The sequence below is a fragment of the Streptomyces sp. NPDC031225 genome, assembly GCF_055570355.1.
Genome location: NZ_JBVIHJ010000019.1, coordinates 163283 through 179886, shown reverse-complemented (window position 1 = coordinate 179886; position 16604 = coordinate 163283). Strand labels below are relative to the sequence as shown.

Here is a 16604-nt window from a genome sequence, read left to right as displayed (position 1 = left end):
ACCGATGATCGACGCCCATGAGGACCCCGGCACGCCCGACGTCCGCGGCGGCTGGCGGTATCTGTGGTGGCTGGTCCGCTGCCAGCCGGGGCGGTCCGTCGCCGGGGCGCTGCTGGGCAGTACCTGGATGGTGCTGCTGGCGGCGACGCCGTATCTGATGGCGAAGGCGATCGACGAGGGCCTGGAGCCGGGTGACTGGACGGCGCTCGCCGGCTGGAGCTTCGCGCTGTTCGCGGTCGGCTCGTTCAACGCGTGGCTGAGCATCATGCGGCACCGCACCATGACCCGGGTGCGGATGGACGCCAACTTCCGCACGGTCAAGGTGGTCGTCGGACAGGCGGTCCGTCTCGGCGCCGCGCTCTCGCGCCGGACCGGCGCCGGGGAGGTCGTCACGATCGGCGTCGGCGACGTGCAGACGATCGCCGGCGCCCTGACCGTCGTCGGCCCCGGGGTCGGGGCGTGCGTCGCCTATCTGACGGTCGCCGCCGTGCTGATCTCGGTGTCCCCGGTCCTCGCGGTCGTGGTGCTGCTCGGCATCCCGGCGATCGTCGTCCTGGTGGGCCCGTTCCTGTCCCGCCTCCAGGGCGCCGAGACGGAGTACCGGGACCGTCAGGGCGTCCTCACCTCGCGGATCGCCGACCTCGCGGGCGGCCTGCGCGTGCTCAACGGCCTCGGCGGCAAGAGCCTGGTCGCCGACGCCTTCCACCGGGACAGCCGGCATCTGCGGGCCCAGGGCTACCGGGTCGGCGCGGTCACCAGCTGGGTCCAGGCCCTCGGCGTCGGCCTGCCCACCCTGTTCCTCGCCGTGGTGACCTGGCTCGCGGCCCGCCTGGCCGCCCAGGGGGACATCACCGTGGGCGAGTTGGTGGCGGTGTACGGCTATGTCGCGGTCCTGGTGGGCCCGGTGGCGTTCTGGGTGGAGTGCGGATACCAGCTGAGCCGCGGTGTGGTGGCGGCGCGCAGGGTCGTACGGTTCCTGCGCCTGGAGCCGATGGAGGACCTGGGCACGCGGGACGCCCCGGCGCAGCCGTCGGCACTGCACGACCCGGAGTCGGGCGTACGCGTCCTCCCGGGCCGTCTGACGGCGCTGGCATCAGCCCGGCCTGCGGACACCGCAGCAGTCCTGGACCGTCTTGCGCGGTACACCCCCTCGCAAGCGACCTGGGCCGGAGTCCCCCTGGACGAGATCCAGTTGCCGCAGATCCGAGAGCACATCCTGCTGGCGGACCACGAGGCCGACCTGTTCGCAGGCAACCTGCGTGACGTGATAACGCCCCACAGGGGCGCGGGGCTGTATCGACATGCGGCTCCGCCGCGGGGCGCGACCAGCCACGACGAACTGGCGGCCGCCCTGCACGCAGCCGTGGCGGACGACATCGTGCAGGGGCTCCCCGACGGCCTCGACTCCGCCATGGACGCCCAGGCCCGCAACCTCTCCGGCGGCCAGCGCCAGCGCATCCGGCTCGTGAGGGCCCTCCTCGCCGACCCGGAAGTCCTGCTCGCCGTGGAACCCACTTCCGCTCTGGACGCGCACACGGAAGCCCTCGCGGCCGAACGCCTGCGACAGGCCCGCCACGGCCGCACCACAGTCGTCACCACCGCCTCCCCCCTCGTACTGGACCACGCCGACACCATCCACTACCTGGTCGACGGCAAAGTCGCGGCGACCGGAACCCACCAGCAACTCCTCGCCGAGGAACCGGGATACCGCGACCTGGTCGCACGAGACGTGGAGGTCGTGAAGTGAGCAAGGGCCACCTGCCGGTCGCCGATCAGACCACCGTACGGCGGGCCGCCGGCCGGCTGGTACGCAAGGACACCCGTGCCTTCACCGCCGTACTGGCCCTGAACTCGCTCGCCGCCCTCACCGGCCTGGCCGGCCCGTGGCTGCTCGGCCGGATCATCGACGAGGTGCGCGCCGGTGAGGGCGTGGCCGCGGTGGACCGGCTCTCGGTGGTCCTCGTGATATGCGCGAGCGCACAGCTCCTCCTCGCCCGCTGGGCCCGCTACGTCGGCCACCGCTTCGGCGAACGCACCCTCGCCCGGGTCCGCGAGGAGTTCGTGGACCGCGCCCTCGCCCTGCCCGCCTCCGTCGTGGAGCGCGCCGGTACCGGCGACCTCACCGCCCGGGGCACCGCCGACGTGGCCACCGTCGGCACCACACTCCGCGACGCGGGACCCGAACTGCTCATCAACAGCGTGCAGTTCCTGTTCCTGCTGGCCGCGGTCTTCGTCCTGGACCCGCTGCTGGGCGCGGTGGGCGTGTTCGGTCTGCTGCCGATCTGGTTCGTCCTGCGCTGGTATCTGCGGCGGGCGAGGGACGGCTACCTGGCCGAGGGCGCGGCCACCTCCGACGTCGCCGAGATCCTCGCGGCCACCGCGTCCGGTGCCCGCACGGTGGAGGCGCTGCGGCTGCAGGAGCGGCGCGTCGGGGCGAGCCGGGACGCCCTCGACACGGCCCGGCGCACCCGCCTGTACACCCTCTACCTGCGCAGTGTGTTCTTCCCCGTGGTGGAGGTGGCGTACATCCTGCCCGTGGCGGGCGTGCTGCTGGTCGGGGGGATGCTGCACGCGCGGGGCGTGATGAGTCTGGGCTCGGTCGTGGCGGCCGCCCTGTATCTGCAGCAACTGGTCAATCCACTCGACCAGATCCTGGTGCGGGTCGAGCAACTCCAGTCCGGTGGCGCCTCGTTCGCCCGCGTGGAGGGCCTCGCGCAGGCTCCGCGCTCCACCGAAGGGGGCTCCCCCGCTCCCGTCGACGACCGTATCGACGTGACCGGCGTGCGCTACTCCTACGGCCGTGGCGTCGAGGTCCTGCGCGGTGTCGACCTGACCGTGCGTCCCGGTGAGCGGCTCGCGGTGGTGGGCCCGTCCGGTGCCGGGAAGACCACGCTGAGCAGGCTGCTCGCGGGCGTCGACGCGCCCACGTCGGGGACGGTGACCGTCGGCGGGGTCCCGGTGGTCGGCCTCGGCCCCGAGCAGCTGCGCCGCCAGGTCGTCCTGGTCACCCAGGAGCACCATGTCTTCCTGGGCTCGGTCCGCGACAACCTGCTGATCGCCGAACCCGGCGCCGGGGACGAGGAGTTGTGGGACGCGCTGACCGCCGTGGGAGCGGAGGGGTGGGTGCGGGAGCTGCCCGAGGGGCTGGACACCGCACTGGGTGAGGGAGGGTGCCGTACGGACGGTTCGCAGGCGCAGCAACTCGCCCTGGCCCGGGTGGTGTTGGCGGACCCGCACACGCTGATCCTCGACGAGGCGACCGCGCTGCTGGATCCCACGACCGCGCGGCACACCGAGCGGGCCCTGGCCGCCGTGCTCGAAGGACGCACGGTCATCGCGATCGCGCACCGGCTGCACACCGCGCACGACGCCGACCGGGTGGCGGTGATGGAGGACGGCCTGCTGACCGAGCTCGGCACACATGAGGAGCTGGTGACGGCGCAGGGGGCGTACGCGGCGCTGTGGGGGTCGTGGCACGGGGGCCGGCCGGTGTCCGACCAGGGTGGAAAGTCCGCATAACGAACATGAACTCCCGGACAACGAACGATTTCCGGCCAACTTCCTGACGCGGTCCTGACAGTACGGGCTTTCCGGTGCCAGGCTTCCCACGGCCGCTTCACAGCAACCTCACAGATATCTTGCCGTGTTCTCGTTCCGCGGCCGCCTGCACCTCGTTCCGCGTACCGCCCGGACGGTCGACCCACCGTCCGGTCTCCCCTGGCCGCGTGATCCGTGGCCGCGCAGAAGGAGTCAGTGTTGAGAGACAGTTCCTCCCACAGACGCACCCCCCACACCCTGCACCGCAAGGCCGCCGCCGTGGCCCTCGTCGGTGTCTCGGCCCTGATCGCCGCCGCCGTCCAGTCCGGCGCCGCCACCGCAGCCCCGGAGAAGGCACCGTCGGCCGCGGGCAAGGTGATCCCGGGCTCCGAGTCCCTCAAGCTCACCCCCGCGCAGCGGGCCGAGCTGATACGCCAGGCGAACGCCGGCAAGGCGGACACCGCCAAGGACCTCGGCCTCGGGGCCAAGGAGAAGCTGGTCGTCCGTGACGTCGTCAAGGACGGCGACGGCACGCTCCACACCCGCTACGAGCGCACCTACGACGGCCTGCCCGTCCTCGGCGGCGACCTCGTCGTCGACACCACGAAGGCGGGCGCGACCGAGGGTGTCACCAAGGCCACTAAGGCCACCATCAAGGTCGCGTCCGTGACCCCGAAGGTGGCCGCGGCCAAGGCCGAGCAGCAGGCGCTGTCGCTGGCGAAGGCCGCGGGCTCGGACAAGACCACCGCGGACGGCGCCCGCAAGGTGATCTGGGCCGGCAACGGCACACCCGTCCTCGCCTACGAGACGGTCGTCGGCGGCCTCCAGGAGGACGGCACCCCGAACCAGCTGCACGTCGTCACCGACGCCGCGACCGGCAAGAAGCTCTACGAGTACCAGGGCATCGAGACCGGCACCGGCAACACCATGTACAGCGGCACGGTCACCCTCGGCACCACCCAGTCCGGGTCGACGTACAACCTGACCGACGGGGCGCGCGGCAACCACAAGACGTACAACCTGAACCGCGGCACCTCCGGCACCGGCACCCTCTTCTCCGGCCCGGACGACATCTGGGGCAACGGAGCCGCGTCCAATGCGGAGACCGCGGGCGCCGACGCGCACTACGGTGCCGCGCTCACCTGGGACTACTACAAGAACGTGCAGGGGCGTTCGGGTATCCGCGGTGACGGGGTCGGGGCGTACTCCCGGGTCCACTACGGCAACGCGTACGTCAACGCGTTCTGGGACGACAGCTGCTTCTGCATGACGTACGGCGACGGCTCGGGCAACACCCACCCGCTGACGTCGATCGACGTGGCCGGTCACGAGATGACCCACGGCGTCACGTCGAACACCGCGGGGCTCAACTACTCGGGCGAGTCCGGCGGTCTGAACGAGGCGACCTCCGACATCTTCGGCACGGCCGTGGAGTTCTACGCCAACAACTCCTCCGACGTCGGTGACTACCTCATCGGCGAGAAGATCAACATCAACGGCGACGGCACGCCGCTGCGGTACATGGACAAGCCGAGCAAGGACGGCGCGTCCAAGGACAGTTGGTACTCGGGCATCGGGTCGGTGGACGTCCACTACTCGTCCGGTCCCGCGAACCACTTCTTCTACCTCCTGTCGGAGGGCAGCGGCACCAAGACCATCAACGGTGTCACCTACAACTCCGCCACCTCGGACGGTCTTCCGGTGACCGGCATCGGCCGGGACAAGGCGGAGAAGATCTGGTTCCGCGCACTGGCCACGAAGTTCACCTCGACGACCAACTACGCGGCGGCGCGCACCGGCACCCTCGCGGCGGCGGGCGAGCTGTACGGCACCACGAGCGCCGAGTACACCGCCGTGGCGAACGCCTGGGCGGGCGTGGCGGTCGGCTCGCGTCCCGGTGGCGGGGGCGGTGGCGGCACCTCGTTCGAGTCGACCACCGACGTATCGATTCCGGACAACGGGGCGGCGGTCAATTCGCCTATCACCGTCTCAGGGCGTACGGGCAACGCGCCCTCGAACCTCGCGGTCTCGGTCGACATCGTGCACACCTACATCGGCGACCTCCGGGTGCAGTTGATCGCCCCCGACGGCACGGCGTACACGCTGAAGGCGTACGGCACCGGCGGCAGCACCGACAACCTCAACACCACGTACACGGTGGACGCGTCCTCCGAGGTCGCCAACGGGACCTGGCAGTTGCGGGTCCAGGACAACGCGGCCCAGGACACCGGCTACATCAACGGCTGGAAGCTGACCTTCCCGTAGGCCCGCCGCCACCAAGTCAGGGCGCCGTCCCGGAGGTTCGAATCCCCGGGGCGGCGCCCTCTTTTTGCCTCTCCATGACCGATGGCTTGTTGGGGCTTTGCCCAGGTCAACTCGTTTTACATGCCTGCAATGTTCATTCAGCCGTCGACTTTCGGCCAACATCACTTCGGGGTCATGACATGTACGCGCCTTGATGCCACGCTTCCTCACAACCGCCGCACAACTTCACAACCGCCCCGGCAGGCACCCCACGCCGTCCGGGTTCCCCACGAAGGAGCTTGTGTGACCCCCCTCTACGCGCGTCACAAGCACACCACTCTGGCCATCGCCACCGCTGTCGCGGCCGGAGCTCTTCTCACCGCCGGTCTGAGCACCGGCAGCGCCGCCGCCGTGACCCCGGCGGAAGGCACGGGCAAGGCCACCCTCGCGGGCGCCCCGGTCCAGCTCTCCGCAGCCGCGCGCACCTCCCTCATCAAGGAGCAGCAGGCCGGCGCCGGCGCCACGGCGCAGGAGATAGGCCTCGGCTCCAAGGAGAAGCTGGTCGTCAAGGACGTCGTGAAGGACGCCGACGGCACGGTCCACACCCGCTACGAGCGCACCTACGACGGCCTGCCCGTCCTCGGTGGCGACCTCGTCGTCCACGAGTCGAAGTCCGGTGCGACCGAGGGCGTCGTGAAGGCGACGAACAAGACCATCAAGGTCGCCTCCCTGACCCCGAAGCTCACCGTCGCCAAGGCCGAGGCCCAGGCGCTGACCGCCGCCAAGGCCGCGGGCTCGGAGAAGACCGCCGCCGACGGCGCCCGCAAGGTCGTCTGGGCCGGCTCGGGCACCCCCGTCCTCGCCTACGAGACGATCGTCGGCGGCTTCCAGGACGACGGCACCCCGAACCAGCTGCACGTCATCACCGACGCCGCGACCGGCAAGAAGCTCTTCGAGTACCAGGGCATCGAGAACGCCACCGGCACCGGCAAGAGCCTGTACTCGGGCACGGTCAGCCTGGAGACCACCCTGTCGGGCTCGACGTACAACCTCACCGACGCCACGCGCGGCAGCCACAAGACGTACAACAAGTCCCACGGCACCAGCTCCTCCGCGGGCACCCTGTTCACGGACGCCGACAACACGTGGGGCACCGGCGCGGCCTCCAGCTCCACCACCGACCAGACCGCGGCCGTGGACGCCACCTACGGCGCGCAGGAGACGTGGGACTTCTACAAGTCCACCTTCGGCCGCAGCGGCATCAAGAACAACGGCGTCGGCGCCTACTCGCGCGTCCACTACGGCAACCAGTACGTGAACGCGTTCTGGGACGACAGCTGCTTCTGCATGACGTACGGCGACGGCGAGGGCAACGTCAGCCCGCTGACCTCGCTGGACGTGGCCGGCCACGAGATGAGCCACGGCGTCACCTCGAACACGGCGGGCCTGAACTACTCGGGCGAGTCCGGCGGCCTCAACGAGGCGACCTCGGACATCTTCGGCACGGGTGTGGAGTTCTACGCGGCCAACTCCAACGACGTCGGTGACTACCTCATCGGCGAGGAGATCGACATCAACGGCGACGGCACCCCGCTGCGCTACATGGACAAGCCCAGCAAGGACGGCGGCTCGGCGGACTCCTGGTCCTCCTCCGTCGGCAACCTGGACGTCCACTACTCGTCGGGCGTCGCGAACCACTTCTTCTACCTGCTGTCCGAGGGCAGCGGCGCGAAGACCATCAACGGCGTCTCCTACAACTCGCCGACGTCCAACGGCACCACGGTCACCGGCATCGGCCGCGCCAAGGCGCTGCAGATCTGGTACAAGGCGCTGACGACGTACTTCACGTCGACGACCAACTACAAGTCGGCGCGCACGGGCACGCTCTCCGCGGCGTCCGCCCTGTACGGCTCCACCAGCACCGAGTACAAGGCGGTGGCGGCGGCCTGGTCCGCGGTCAACGTGAGCTAGTGAGCTAGTGGGCTAGTGGTCTCGAGGGACTGACGGGCGGTACCCGGAACGAAGGCATTTCCGGGTACCGCCTTACTCTTGGGTCCCATGTCCTTCACGTACGACGACGTCGGCGCGACCCGGCACAACGGTTTCTGCCCGCCCGGCTTCCACCCCCTGCATGTGCGCGCCCGCATAGGTGAGGGCCACGATGTCTTCCGCAAGGCCTCCGAGGCGGTCCTGACCTGGGAGATGCACCGCGAGATGGGCGTCGGCATCGACGCGACGGCGGACCGCGCGGCCCCCGACGTGGACGTGACGGTCACCCTGGCCGGCCTCATCAAGGCCCCCTGCCGAGTGGTCTGGACGGTGGAGGAACCCCGCCGGGCGGGCTGGGCCTATGGCACCCTTTCCGGCCACCCCGAATGCGGTGAGGAGTCCTTCGTCGTCGACCGCACGGGCGACGGCACCGTCTGGCTGACGGTGTCCGCGTTCAGCAAGGGCGCCAAGTGGTACTCCAGGGCGGGCGGCCCGGCGACCCGAGGCCTGCAGCACGCGTACGCGCGAAAGTGCGGGACGGTGCTGCGGAGGCTGTGCGGCGGGGAGGACGCGGGCTGAGCGCGGAGGCCCGGCCCGCGTCCCCGGCGCTCACCGCATGAGCACCCCGGCCCCCTCCACCACGTCCTCCGAAGGCACCGCCACCAGTCCCAGTTCCGCGCCCGACGCCAGCAGGCGGTGTGCGGGCAGGATGCGGACCGTGTAGCCGAAGGGGCCCGTGCGGTCGAGGGACAGCGGGCCCTCGTAGACCCAGCGGCCCTCCTGGTCCGGGCCGCCCACCGACTTCAGCGGGACCGTCGCCGCGTCCGCGATGCGGTCCTGCTCGTCCACCCGGCCGGACACCGCCTGGATCTCCACGTCGTCCGGGCTGAGGGCGCCCAGACCCACGCGGACCCGGAGTCCGAGCGTGGTGCCGAGTTCGGCCGTGGCCGTCGTGACGGTCGTCTCGACGTGGTCGACGGTGACGCCGTGCCACTGCGTGCGCACCCTGTCCTTCCACTGCGCCAACGCGCGCGCCGTGTCCGGGGCCATCGTGCGGTGGGCGTGGGCGGCGGGGGCGTAGAGGCGTTCGACGTACTCACGGACCATGCGGCCCGCCAGGACCTTCGGGCCCAGCAGGGTCAGCGTCTGCCGGACCATCTCGATCCAGCGGTCGGGCAGGCCCGCCCGGCCGTGCTCGTAGAAGCGCGGCGTCACCCGCTGTTCGAGCAGGTCGTAGAGGGCGTCGGCCTCGATGTCGTCACGTCGGTCGGGGTCGGTCCCCGCGCCGTCCGCCGTGGGGATCGACCAGCCGAAGTCCGGCTGGAACCATTCGTCCCACCAGCCGTCCAGGACGGAGAGGTTCAGGCAGCCGTTCAGAGCCGCCTTCATGCCGCTCGTCCCGCACGCCTCCAACGGCCGCAGCGGGTTGTTGAGCCAGATGTCGCAGCCCGGGTACAGCTTCTGCGCCATCGCCATGCCGTAGTCGGGCAGGAACACGATCCGGTGCCGGACCCGCGGGTCGTCGGCGAACCGGACCAGTTCCTGGACCAGGCGTTTTCCGCCGTCGTCCGCCGGGTGCGCCTTGCCCGCCACCACGATCTGGATCGGGCGTTCGGGGTGCAGGAGCAGGTCCATCAGACGGTCGCGGTCCCGCAGCATCAGGGTCAGACGCTTGTACGACGGGACGCGGCGCGCGAATCCGATCGTGAGGACGTCGGGGTCCAGCACGCCGTCGATCCAGCCCAGCTCCGCCGTACCGGCACCGCGTTGCCGCCACGACGCCCGCAGCCGCTCCCGCACCTCCGTCACCAGCTGCTCGCGCAGCACCCGGCGCAGTTCCCAGATGTCCTGGTCCGGGATGTCGGCGACGGCGTCCCAGCGGTCCGAGCCGCCGACGGTCAGCGCGTCCTCGGTGCGCTGGGCGCCGATCTGCCGGGCACCGAGCCGGAACACCTCGGGAGCGACCCAGGTCGGGGCGTGCACCCCGTTGGTGACGGAGGTGATCGGCACCTCCTCGGGGTCGAACCCCGGCCAGAGCCCCGAGAACATCTCCCGGCTGACCTGCCCGTGCAACAGGGAGACCCCGTTGGCGCGCTGGGCGAGCCGCAGGCCCATGACGGCCATGTTGAAGAGGTTGGGTTCACCGCCCGGGTAGGTCTCCATGCCCAGCGCCAGAATCCGGCCCACGTCCATGCGCGGGAGTTCGGCGTCGGGGCCGAAGTGCCGGGCGACCAGCTCCCGGTCGAAGCGGTCGATGCCGGCCGGGACGGGGGTGTGCGTGGTGAAGACGGTCCCGGCCCGGACGGCCTCCAGGCCCGCGTCGAAGTCGAGCCCCTGGTCGCAGAGTTCGGCGATCCGCTCCAGGCCGAGGAAGCCGGCGTGCCCCTCGTTGGTGTGGAAGACCTCGGGCTCGGCGTGGCCGGTCAGCCGGCAGTACGTCCGTACGGCGCGGACGCCCCCTATCCCGAGCAGCATCTCCTGGAGCAGCCGGTGTTCGCTGCCGCCGCCGTAGAGCCGGTCGGTCACCCCGCGTTCACCGAGGTCGTTCTCCTCGACGTCGGAGTCCAGCATCAGCAGGGGCACCCGGCCGACCTGGGCGAGCCAGATCCGGGCGTGCAGCTGCCTGCCGCCGGGGAGGGCCAGCGACACCTGTGCCGGGGTGCCGTCGGCCTCGTTCAGCAGGGCCACCGGCAGCTCGTTGGGGTCCAGGACGGGGTAGTGCTCCTGCTGCCAGCCGTCCCGGGACAGCGACTGGCGGAAGTACCCGTGGCGGTACAGCAGGCCGACCCCGATCAGCGGTACGCCCAGGTCACTGGCCGCTTTCAGGTGGTCACCCGCCAGAATTCCCAGGCCGCCCGAGTACTGCGGCAGGGCGGCCGTGACGCCGAACTCCGGTGAGAAGTAGGCGACGGCGGCCGGTAGTTCACCGGGGTGGGTCTGGTACCAGCGCTCGCCGGTGACGTAGTCGTCGAGGTCGTCGGCGACCGCGGTGAGCCGACGCAGGAAGCGTTCGTCCCCGGCGAGTTCGGCGAGCCGTGCGGGGCCGACACTGCCGAGCAGCCGTACGGGATCACCGCCGGAGGCGGCCCAGTGTTCGGGATCGACGGACTGGAAGAGGTCGCGGGTCTCCGCGTGCCAGGACCAGCGCAGGTTGCGCGCCAGATCGCTCAACGGCCGCAGGACCTCGGGGAGTACAGGTCGGACGGTGAATCGACGGATAGCCTTCACTTGCCACCTCGTCAGGCGTGCGGAGGGGGACACACGGCGGTGTGGGTCCCGTCGTCACCCCCGACGGTATCCGGGGGAAGGGTCTCGCCACCACGGCGCCGCTCCGTATCGCACAGACCGGAATGCGCCACAACCCCGACACATCCCCCATGGCCGATATGGCCGATTCCATCCCCGTAGGCGTCCTTGTGGTACTTCACACCTCACGAGAGGCTGCCCCATGGCGTTGCGGCCGACGTCGGGTGCATCCGGCGGTCCACGGCTGCCGTACGCCGATCCGAGGAGGGGAAGTCAAGCCATGGCACGGACGCGAGATCGGCGTCTGCGCTGGCTGGGGGGGTTGACCGCGGTGAGCTGTGCCGCCGTGCTTTCGGCCACCACCCTGCCCGCGCACGCCGCACCGGAGGGGCGGATATCCGGCGCCGGAGAGCCCGGTTCCGTCAGCGGAAGTTACCTGGTGACACTCAAGGGGGGAACAAGGGCTCCCTCGGCGACCGGAAAGGGCCTCGCCGAGAAGTACGGGGCGAAAATCAGCCATACCTACGGCACGGTACTCAACGGCTACGCGGTCAGGGCCGACGAGAGACAGGCCCGGCGGCTCGCGGCGGACCCACGGGTCGCCTCGGTAGTCCAGGACACCCGGGTGACGCTGGAGCGCACCCAGAGGAACCCGCCGTCCTGGGGTCTGGACCGTCTCGACCAGCCGAAGCTGCCCCTGGACAGGTCGTACACCGGCCCGCGGTCCGCGGGCGCCGGATCGACGGTGTACGTCATCGACACCGGCATCCGGATCTCGCACCGTGACTTCGGGGGCCGGGCGAGTTACGGCTGGGACTTCGTCGGGAACGACAGATCCGCGGGCGACGGCAACGGCCACGGCACCCATGTGGCGGCCACCGCCGTCGGTACCCGGTACGGCGTCGCCAAGCAGGCCGAGGTGGTCGCCGTACGCGTCCTCGACGACGCAGGGTCGGGCACGACCGCGCAGGTCATCGCCGGAATCGACTGGGTGACGAGGAACGCGCGGAAACCGGCGGTCGCCAACCTCAGCCTGGGCGGCCGCCACAACGACCAGCTGGACGCCGCCGTACGCAACTCGATCGCGTCCGGGGTGACCTACACGGTCGCGGCGGGCAACGGCGGACAGCCGGCCGGGCTCTACTCGCCCGCCGACGTGAAGCAGGCGGTCACGGTAGGCGCGACCGACACGAAGGACGCACGGGCCGGCTTCTCCAACCACGGCCCGGCCGTCGACCTGTTCGCGCCCGGCGTCTCGATCACCTCGGCGGGGATCACGAGCGACACCGCCGACGCGACCTACTCCGGTACGTCGATGGCGGCCCCGCATGCCGCGGGGGCGGCCGCGCTCTATCTGGCCGACCACCCGAGGGCCACTCCCGCACAGGTGGGCAAGGCCCTGGTGAATCTGGCCGCATCCGGGAAGGTGTCCGGCCGCGGCCCCGGATCACCGGACAAACTTCTCCAGGTTCCGGGCTCGCGGTGAGAGTTTCCGTATTCCGGCCCCGTTCGTCCGAACGGGGCCGGTCCTTTGCGTAAAACATACGCGTGAGTAGTTAACAAAGTGCCGGATTGCCCACCCGAATAGGGTGGGAAGGCTCCTGCGGTACACGGCTCGGGTAGTTTCACCGGTACGCCCCGCAGGGACCCCCTCCCCACAGCCATCCGCCCACCCGAAGATGACGCGGACAGGAGCGGTCATGCCCGCCAAGCACCACCCGTCGGCACCCCCGACGTCCAGCACCGAAGCACCCCCCACGCGCCTCGTCGACACCCGTCCACCACCCCGGGAGCGATCCTCCACGGAAGCGGACCGGACTCCGGCCGTCGGGCGCATACCCGTCCTCGACGTCCGCCCGGTCGTCCAGCGCGGACGCCGGCCGGCCAAGGCGGTCACCGGCGAGACGTTCGAGATCTCGGCCACCGTGTTCCGTGAGGGCCATGACGCGGTAGCCGCCAATGTCGTACTGAAGGACCCCGAAGGCCGCCCCGGGCCGTGGACCCCGATGCGGGAGCTCGCCCCGGGCACCGACCGCTGGGGTGCCACCGTCAGCGCCGGCGCACCCGGCCTGTGGACCTTCGCGGTCGAGGCCTGGGGTGACCCGGTCACCACCTGGCGGCATCACGCCCAGATCAAGATCCCTGCGGGCATGGACACCGACCTGGTCCTGGAGGACGGCGCCCGGCTCTACGAACGAGCCGCGGCCGGCGTCCCCGACGACGGCCGGAACACCGTGATCCTCGCGGCCATCAGCGCCCTGCGGGACGACACCCGGCCCGCCGCCGCCCGCCTCGCCGCCGCGTTGACGCCCGAAGTGGACGAGATCCTGGCCCGGTATCCGCTGCGGGAGTTGATCACGGCGTCGGAGACGTTGCCGCTTTTGGTGGAGCGGGAGCGGGCGTTGTTCGGCTCGTGGTACGAGTTCTTTCCCCGCTCCGAGGGCACCCCGGAGCGGCCGCACGGCACGTTCCGTACGGCGGCCAGGAGGCTGCCGGCGATCGCCGCGATGGGTTTCGACGTGGTCTATCTGCCGCCGATCCACCCGATCGGCAGCACCTTCCGCAAGGGCCGCAACAACACCCTGTCCGCCGGTCCGGAGGATGTGGGGGTGCCGTGGGCGATCGGTTCGCCGGAGGGCGGGCATGACGCGGTCCACCCGGATCTGGGCACGATCGAGGACTTCGACTGGTTCGTCCGGCAGGCGCGGGAGCAGGGTCTGGAGATCGCGCTGGACTTCGCCCTGCAGTGCTCTCCCGACCATCCCTGGGTGCACAAGCATCCGGAGTGGTTCCATCACCGCGCCGACGGCACCATCGCGTACGCGGAGAACCCGCCGAAGAAGTACCAGGACATCTATCCGATCGCCTTCGACGCCGATCTGGACGGGCTGATCGCCGAGACGGTGCGGGTGCTGCGGTACTGGATGGACTACGGGGTGCGGATCTTCCGGGTGGACAACCCGCACACCAAGCCGGTCGTCTTCTGGGAACGCGTGATCGGCGAGATCAACGCCGGCGACCCGGATGTGATCTTCCTGGCGGAGGCGTTCACGCGGCCGGCGATGATGCACACGCTGGCGCAGATCGGCTTCCAGCAGTCCTACACCTACTTCACCTGGCGCACCACCAAGGAAGAACTCACCGAGTACCTGAGTGAGCTGTCGGGTGAGGCGGCCTCCTACATGCGGCCGAATTTCTTCGCCAACACCCCCGACATCCTGCCCGAACACCTCCAGCACGGCGGCCGTCCCGCGTTCGCCCTGCGCGCGGTCCTGGCCGCGACCCTCTCGCCGACCTGGGGCATCTACTCCGGCTACGAACTCGCCGAGAACACCCCGCTGCGCGCGGGCGGCGAGGAATACCTCGACTCGGAGAAGTACCAGCTCAAGGCCCGCAACTGGGACAGCGAGGACTCCCTCGCGCCCCTCATCACCCGGCTCAACACCATCAGGCGGGACAGTCCGGCACTGCGGCAGCTGCGTGATCTCCACTTCCACCACACGGACAAGGACGAGGTGATCGCGTACTCGAAGCGGAGCGGCTCGAACACGGTTCTGGTGGTCGTGAACCTCGACCCGCACCACACCCAGGAGGCGACGGTCTCGTTGGACATGCCGCAACTCGGCCTGGACTGGCACGAGTCGGTACCGGTGCGCGACGAGCTCACTGGTGAGAACTATCACTGGGGCAGGGCGAATTACGTGCGTCTCGAACCGGGCACTCGTCCCGCGCACATCCTCACCGTCCTGCGACCGTCCACCCCGCAGATCGGAGGGTCACCCACTCCATGATCGTCAACGAGCCCGTCCACGACACCTTCGAGGACACCCCCGCCAAGGACCGCGACCCCGACTGGTTCAAACGAGCCGTCTTCTACGAGGTCCTGGTCCGTTCCTTCCAGGACAGCAACGGCGACGGCATCGGCGACCTCAAGGGCATCACCGCCAAGCTCGACTACCTGCAGTGGCTGGGCATCGACTGCCTGTGGCTGCCGCCGTTCTTCAAGTCACCGCTGCGCGACGGCGGCTACGACGTCTCGGACTACACCGCCGTGCTGCCGGAATTCGGTGACCTCGCCGACTTCGTGGAGTTCGTCGACGCCGCCCACCAGCGCGGCATGCGCGTGATCATCGACTTCGTCATGAACCACACCAGCGACCAGCACCCGTGGTTCCAGGAGTCCCGCGCCAACCCCGACGGCCCCTACGGCGACTACTACACGTGGGCCGACGACGACAAGCAGTTCCCGGACGCGCGGATCATCTTCGTCGACACCGAGGCCTCCAACTGGACCTTCGACCCGGTCCGCAAGCAGTACTACTGGCACCGCTTCTTCTCCCACCAGCCGGACCTCAACTACGAGAACCCGGCCGTGCAGGAGGAGATGATCTCGGCCCTGCGCTTCTGGCTGGACCTGGGTATCGACGGTTTCCGCCTGGACGCGGTGCCGTACCTGTACCAGGAGGAAGGCACCAACTGCGAAAACCTTCCGGCAACCCACGAGTTCCTCAAGCGGGTCCGCAAGGAGATCGACGCCTCCTATCCGGACACGGTGGTCCTGGCGGAGGCGAACCAGTGGCCGGAGGACGTCGTCGACTACTTCGGCGACTACGAGTCCGGCGGCGACGAATGCCACATGGCCTTCCACTTCCCGGTCATGCCCCGCATCTTCATGGCCGTGCGCCGCGAATCGCGCTACCCCGTCTCGGAGATCCTCGCCAAGACACCGGCGATCCCCTCCAACTGCCAGTGGGGCATCTTCCTGCGCAACCACGACGAGCTCACCCTCGAAATGGTCACCGACGAGGAACGCGACTACATGTGGGCCGAATACGCCAAGGACCCGCGTATGCGCGCCAACATCGGCATCAGGCGGCGGCTCGCCCCGCTCCTGGACAACGACCGCAACCAGATCGAGCTCTTCACCGCGCTCCTGCTCTCCCTGCCGGGCTCGCCGATCCTCTACTACGGCGACGAGATCGGCATGGGCGACAACATCTGGCTCGGCGACCGCGACGCCGTACGCACCCCGATGCAGTGGACACCTGACCGTAACGCGGGTTTTTCGTCCTGTGACCCCGGGCGGCTGTCCCTGCCGACCATCATGGACCCGGTCTACGGTTACCAGGTCACCAACGTCGAGGCGTCGATGGCGTCGCCCTCGTCGTTGCTGCACTGGACCCGCCGGATGATCGAGATCCGCAAGCAGAACCCGGCCTTCGGGCTCGGGTCCTTCACCGAGCTGCCGTCCTCCAATCCGGCGGTGCTCGCGTTCCTGAGGGAGTACGAGGACGACCTGGTCCTGTGCGTGCACAACTTCTCCCGGTTCGCGCAGCCGACGGAACTGGATCTGAGTGCCTTCAACGGACGGCACCCGGTGGAGCTGTTCGGCGGGGTGCGCTTTCCGGCGGTCGGTGAGCTGCCGTACCTGCTGACCCTCGCGGGGCACGGCTTCTACTGGTTCCGGCTGCGCAAGGAAGGCGCCTAGGGCGCGTCCGGGCCCGGGGGGGGGGGGGGGGGGGGGGGGGGGGGGGGGGGGGGGGAGGGGAAGCAAGAGCACCCACCCCCATAACAGACCACGAACAAAA

General features: G+C 70.0%; 9 protein-coding genes. 8 read left to right on the top strand and 1 reads right to left on the bottom strand.

Annotated features, from left to right (window positions below; all coding sequences use genetic code 11):
• The first annotated feature begins 4 nt into the window (after nt 1-4).
• The 5 genes from ACZ48Z_RS29895 (at nt 5) to ACZ48Z_RS29875 (ending at nt 8349) form a co-directional block, all read left to right on the top strand.
• Nucleotides 5-1747, top strand: a complete 1743-nt coding sequence (locus ACZ48Z_RS29895; protein WP_468738986.1) for an ABC transporter transmembrane domain-containing protein — start codon at nt 5-7, stop codon at nt 1745-1747.
• Nucleotides 1744-3519 carry an ABC transporter ATP-binding protein gene (locus ACZ48Z_RS29890; protein ID WP_468738985.1) on the top strand — a complete coding sequence of 592 codons (1776 nt, stop codon included), beginning with the start codon at nt 1744-1746 and terminating at the stop codon, nt 3517-3519. The genes ACZ48Z_RS29895 and ACZ48Z_RS29890 overlap by 4 nt, the downstream gene beginning before the upstream one ends.
• A gap of 237 nt (nt 3520-3756) precedes the next feature.
• Nucleotides 3757-5802 carry a M4 family metallopeptidase gene (locus ACZ48Z_RS29885; RefSeq protein ID WP_468738984.1) on the top strand — a complete coding sequence of 682 codons (2046 nt, stop codon included), beginning with the start codon at nt 3757-3759 and terminating at the stop codon, nt 5800-5802.
• A 282-nt stretch (nt 5803-6084) separates the two neighbouring features.
• Entirely contained in the window at nt 6085-7752 is a 1668-nt protein-coding gene (locus ACZ48Z_RS29880; RefSeq protein WP_468738983.1) for a M4 family metallopeptidase, read from the top strand.
• 87 nt (nt 7753-7839) lie between these two features.
• Nucleotides 7840-8349, top strand: a complete 510-nt coding sequence (locus ACZ48Z_RS29875; protein ID WP_468738982.1) for a DUF1990 domain-containing protein — start codon at nt 7840-7842, stop codon at nt 8347-8349.
• A 30-nt stretch (nt 8350-8379) separates the two neighbouring features.
• Here the strand turns inward: ACZ48Z_RS29875 and ACZ48Z_RS29870 are convergent, their stop codons facing one another.
• Nucleotides 8380-10998 carry a glycosyltransferase family 1 protein gene (locus ACZ48Z_RS29870; RefSeq protein WP_468738981.1) on the bottom strand — a complete coding sequence of 873 codons (2619 nt, stop codon included), beginning with the start codon at nt 10996-10998 and terminating at the stop codon, nt 8380-8382.
• Nucleotides 10999-11296: 298 nt separating this feature from the next.
• On the opposite strand from ACZ48Z_RS29870, the gene ACZ48Z_RS29865 reads away from it, so the two are divergent.
• From ACZ48Z_RS29865 to treS, 3 genes are all read left to right on the top strand, one after another.
• A complete protein-coding gene (locus ACZ48Z_RS29865; protein ID WP_468738980.1) occupies nt 11297-12502 on the top strand; it encodes a S8 family peptidase in 1206 nt (401 codons plus the stop codon).
• Between the two features lie 214 nt (nt 12503-12716).
• Nucleotides 12717-14807, top strand: coding sequence for an alpha-1,4-glucan--maltose-1-phosphate maltosyltransferase (locus ACZ48Z_RS29860; protein WP_468738979.1), 2091 nt, complete (start codon nt 12717-12719; stop codon nt 14805-14807).
• Complete coding sequence (gene treS, locus ACZ48Z_RS29855; RefSeq protein ID WP_468738978.1) at nt 14804-16504, top strand: maltose alpha-D-glucosyltransferase; 1701 nt, start codon at nt 14804-14806, stop codon at nt 16502-16504. Before ACZ48Z_RS29860 ends, treS begins: the two co-directional genes overlap by 4 nt.
• The last annotated feature ends 100 nt before the right edge of the window (nt 16505-16604 follow it).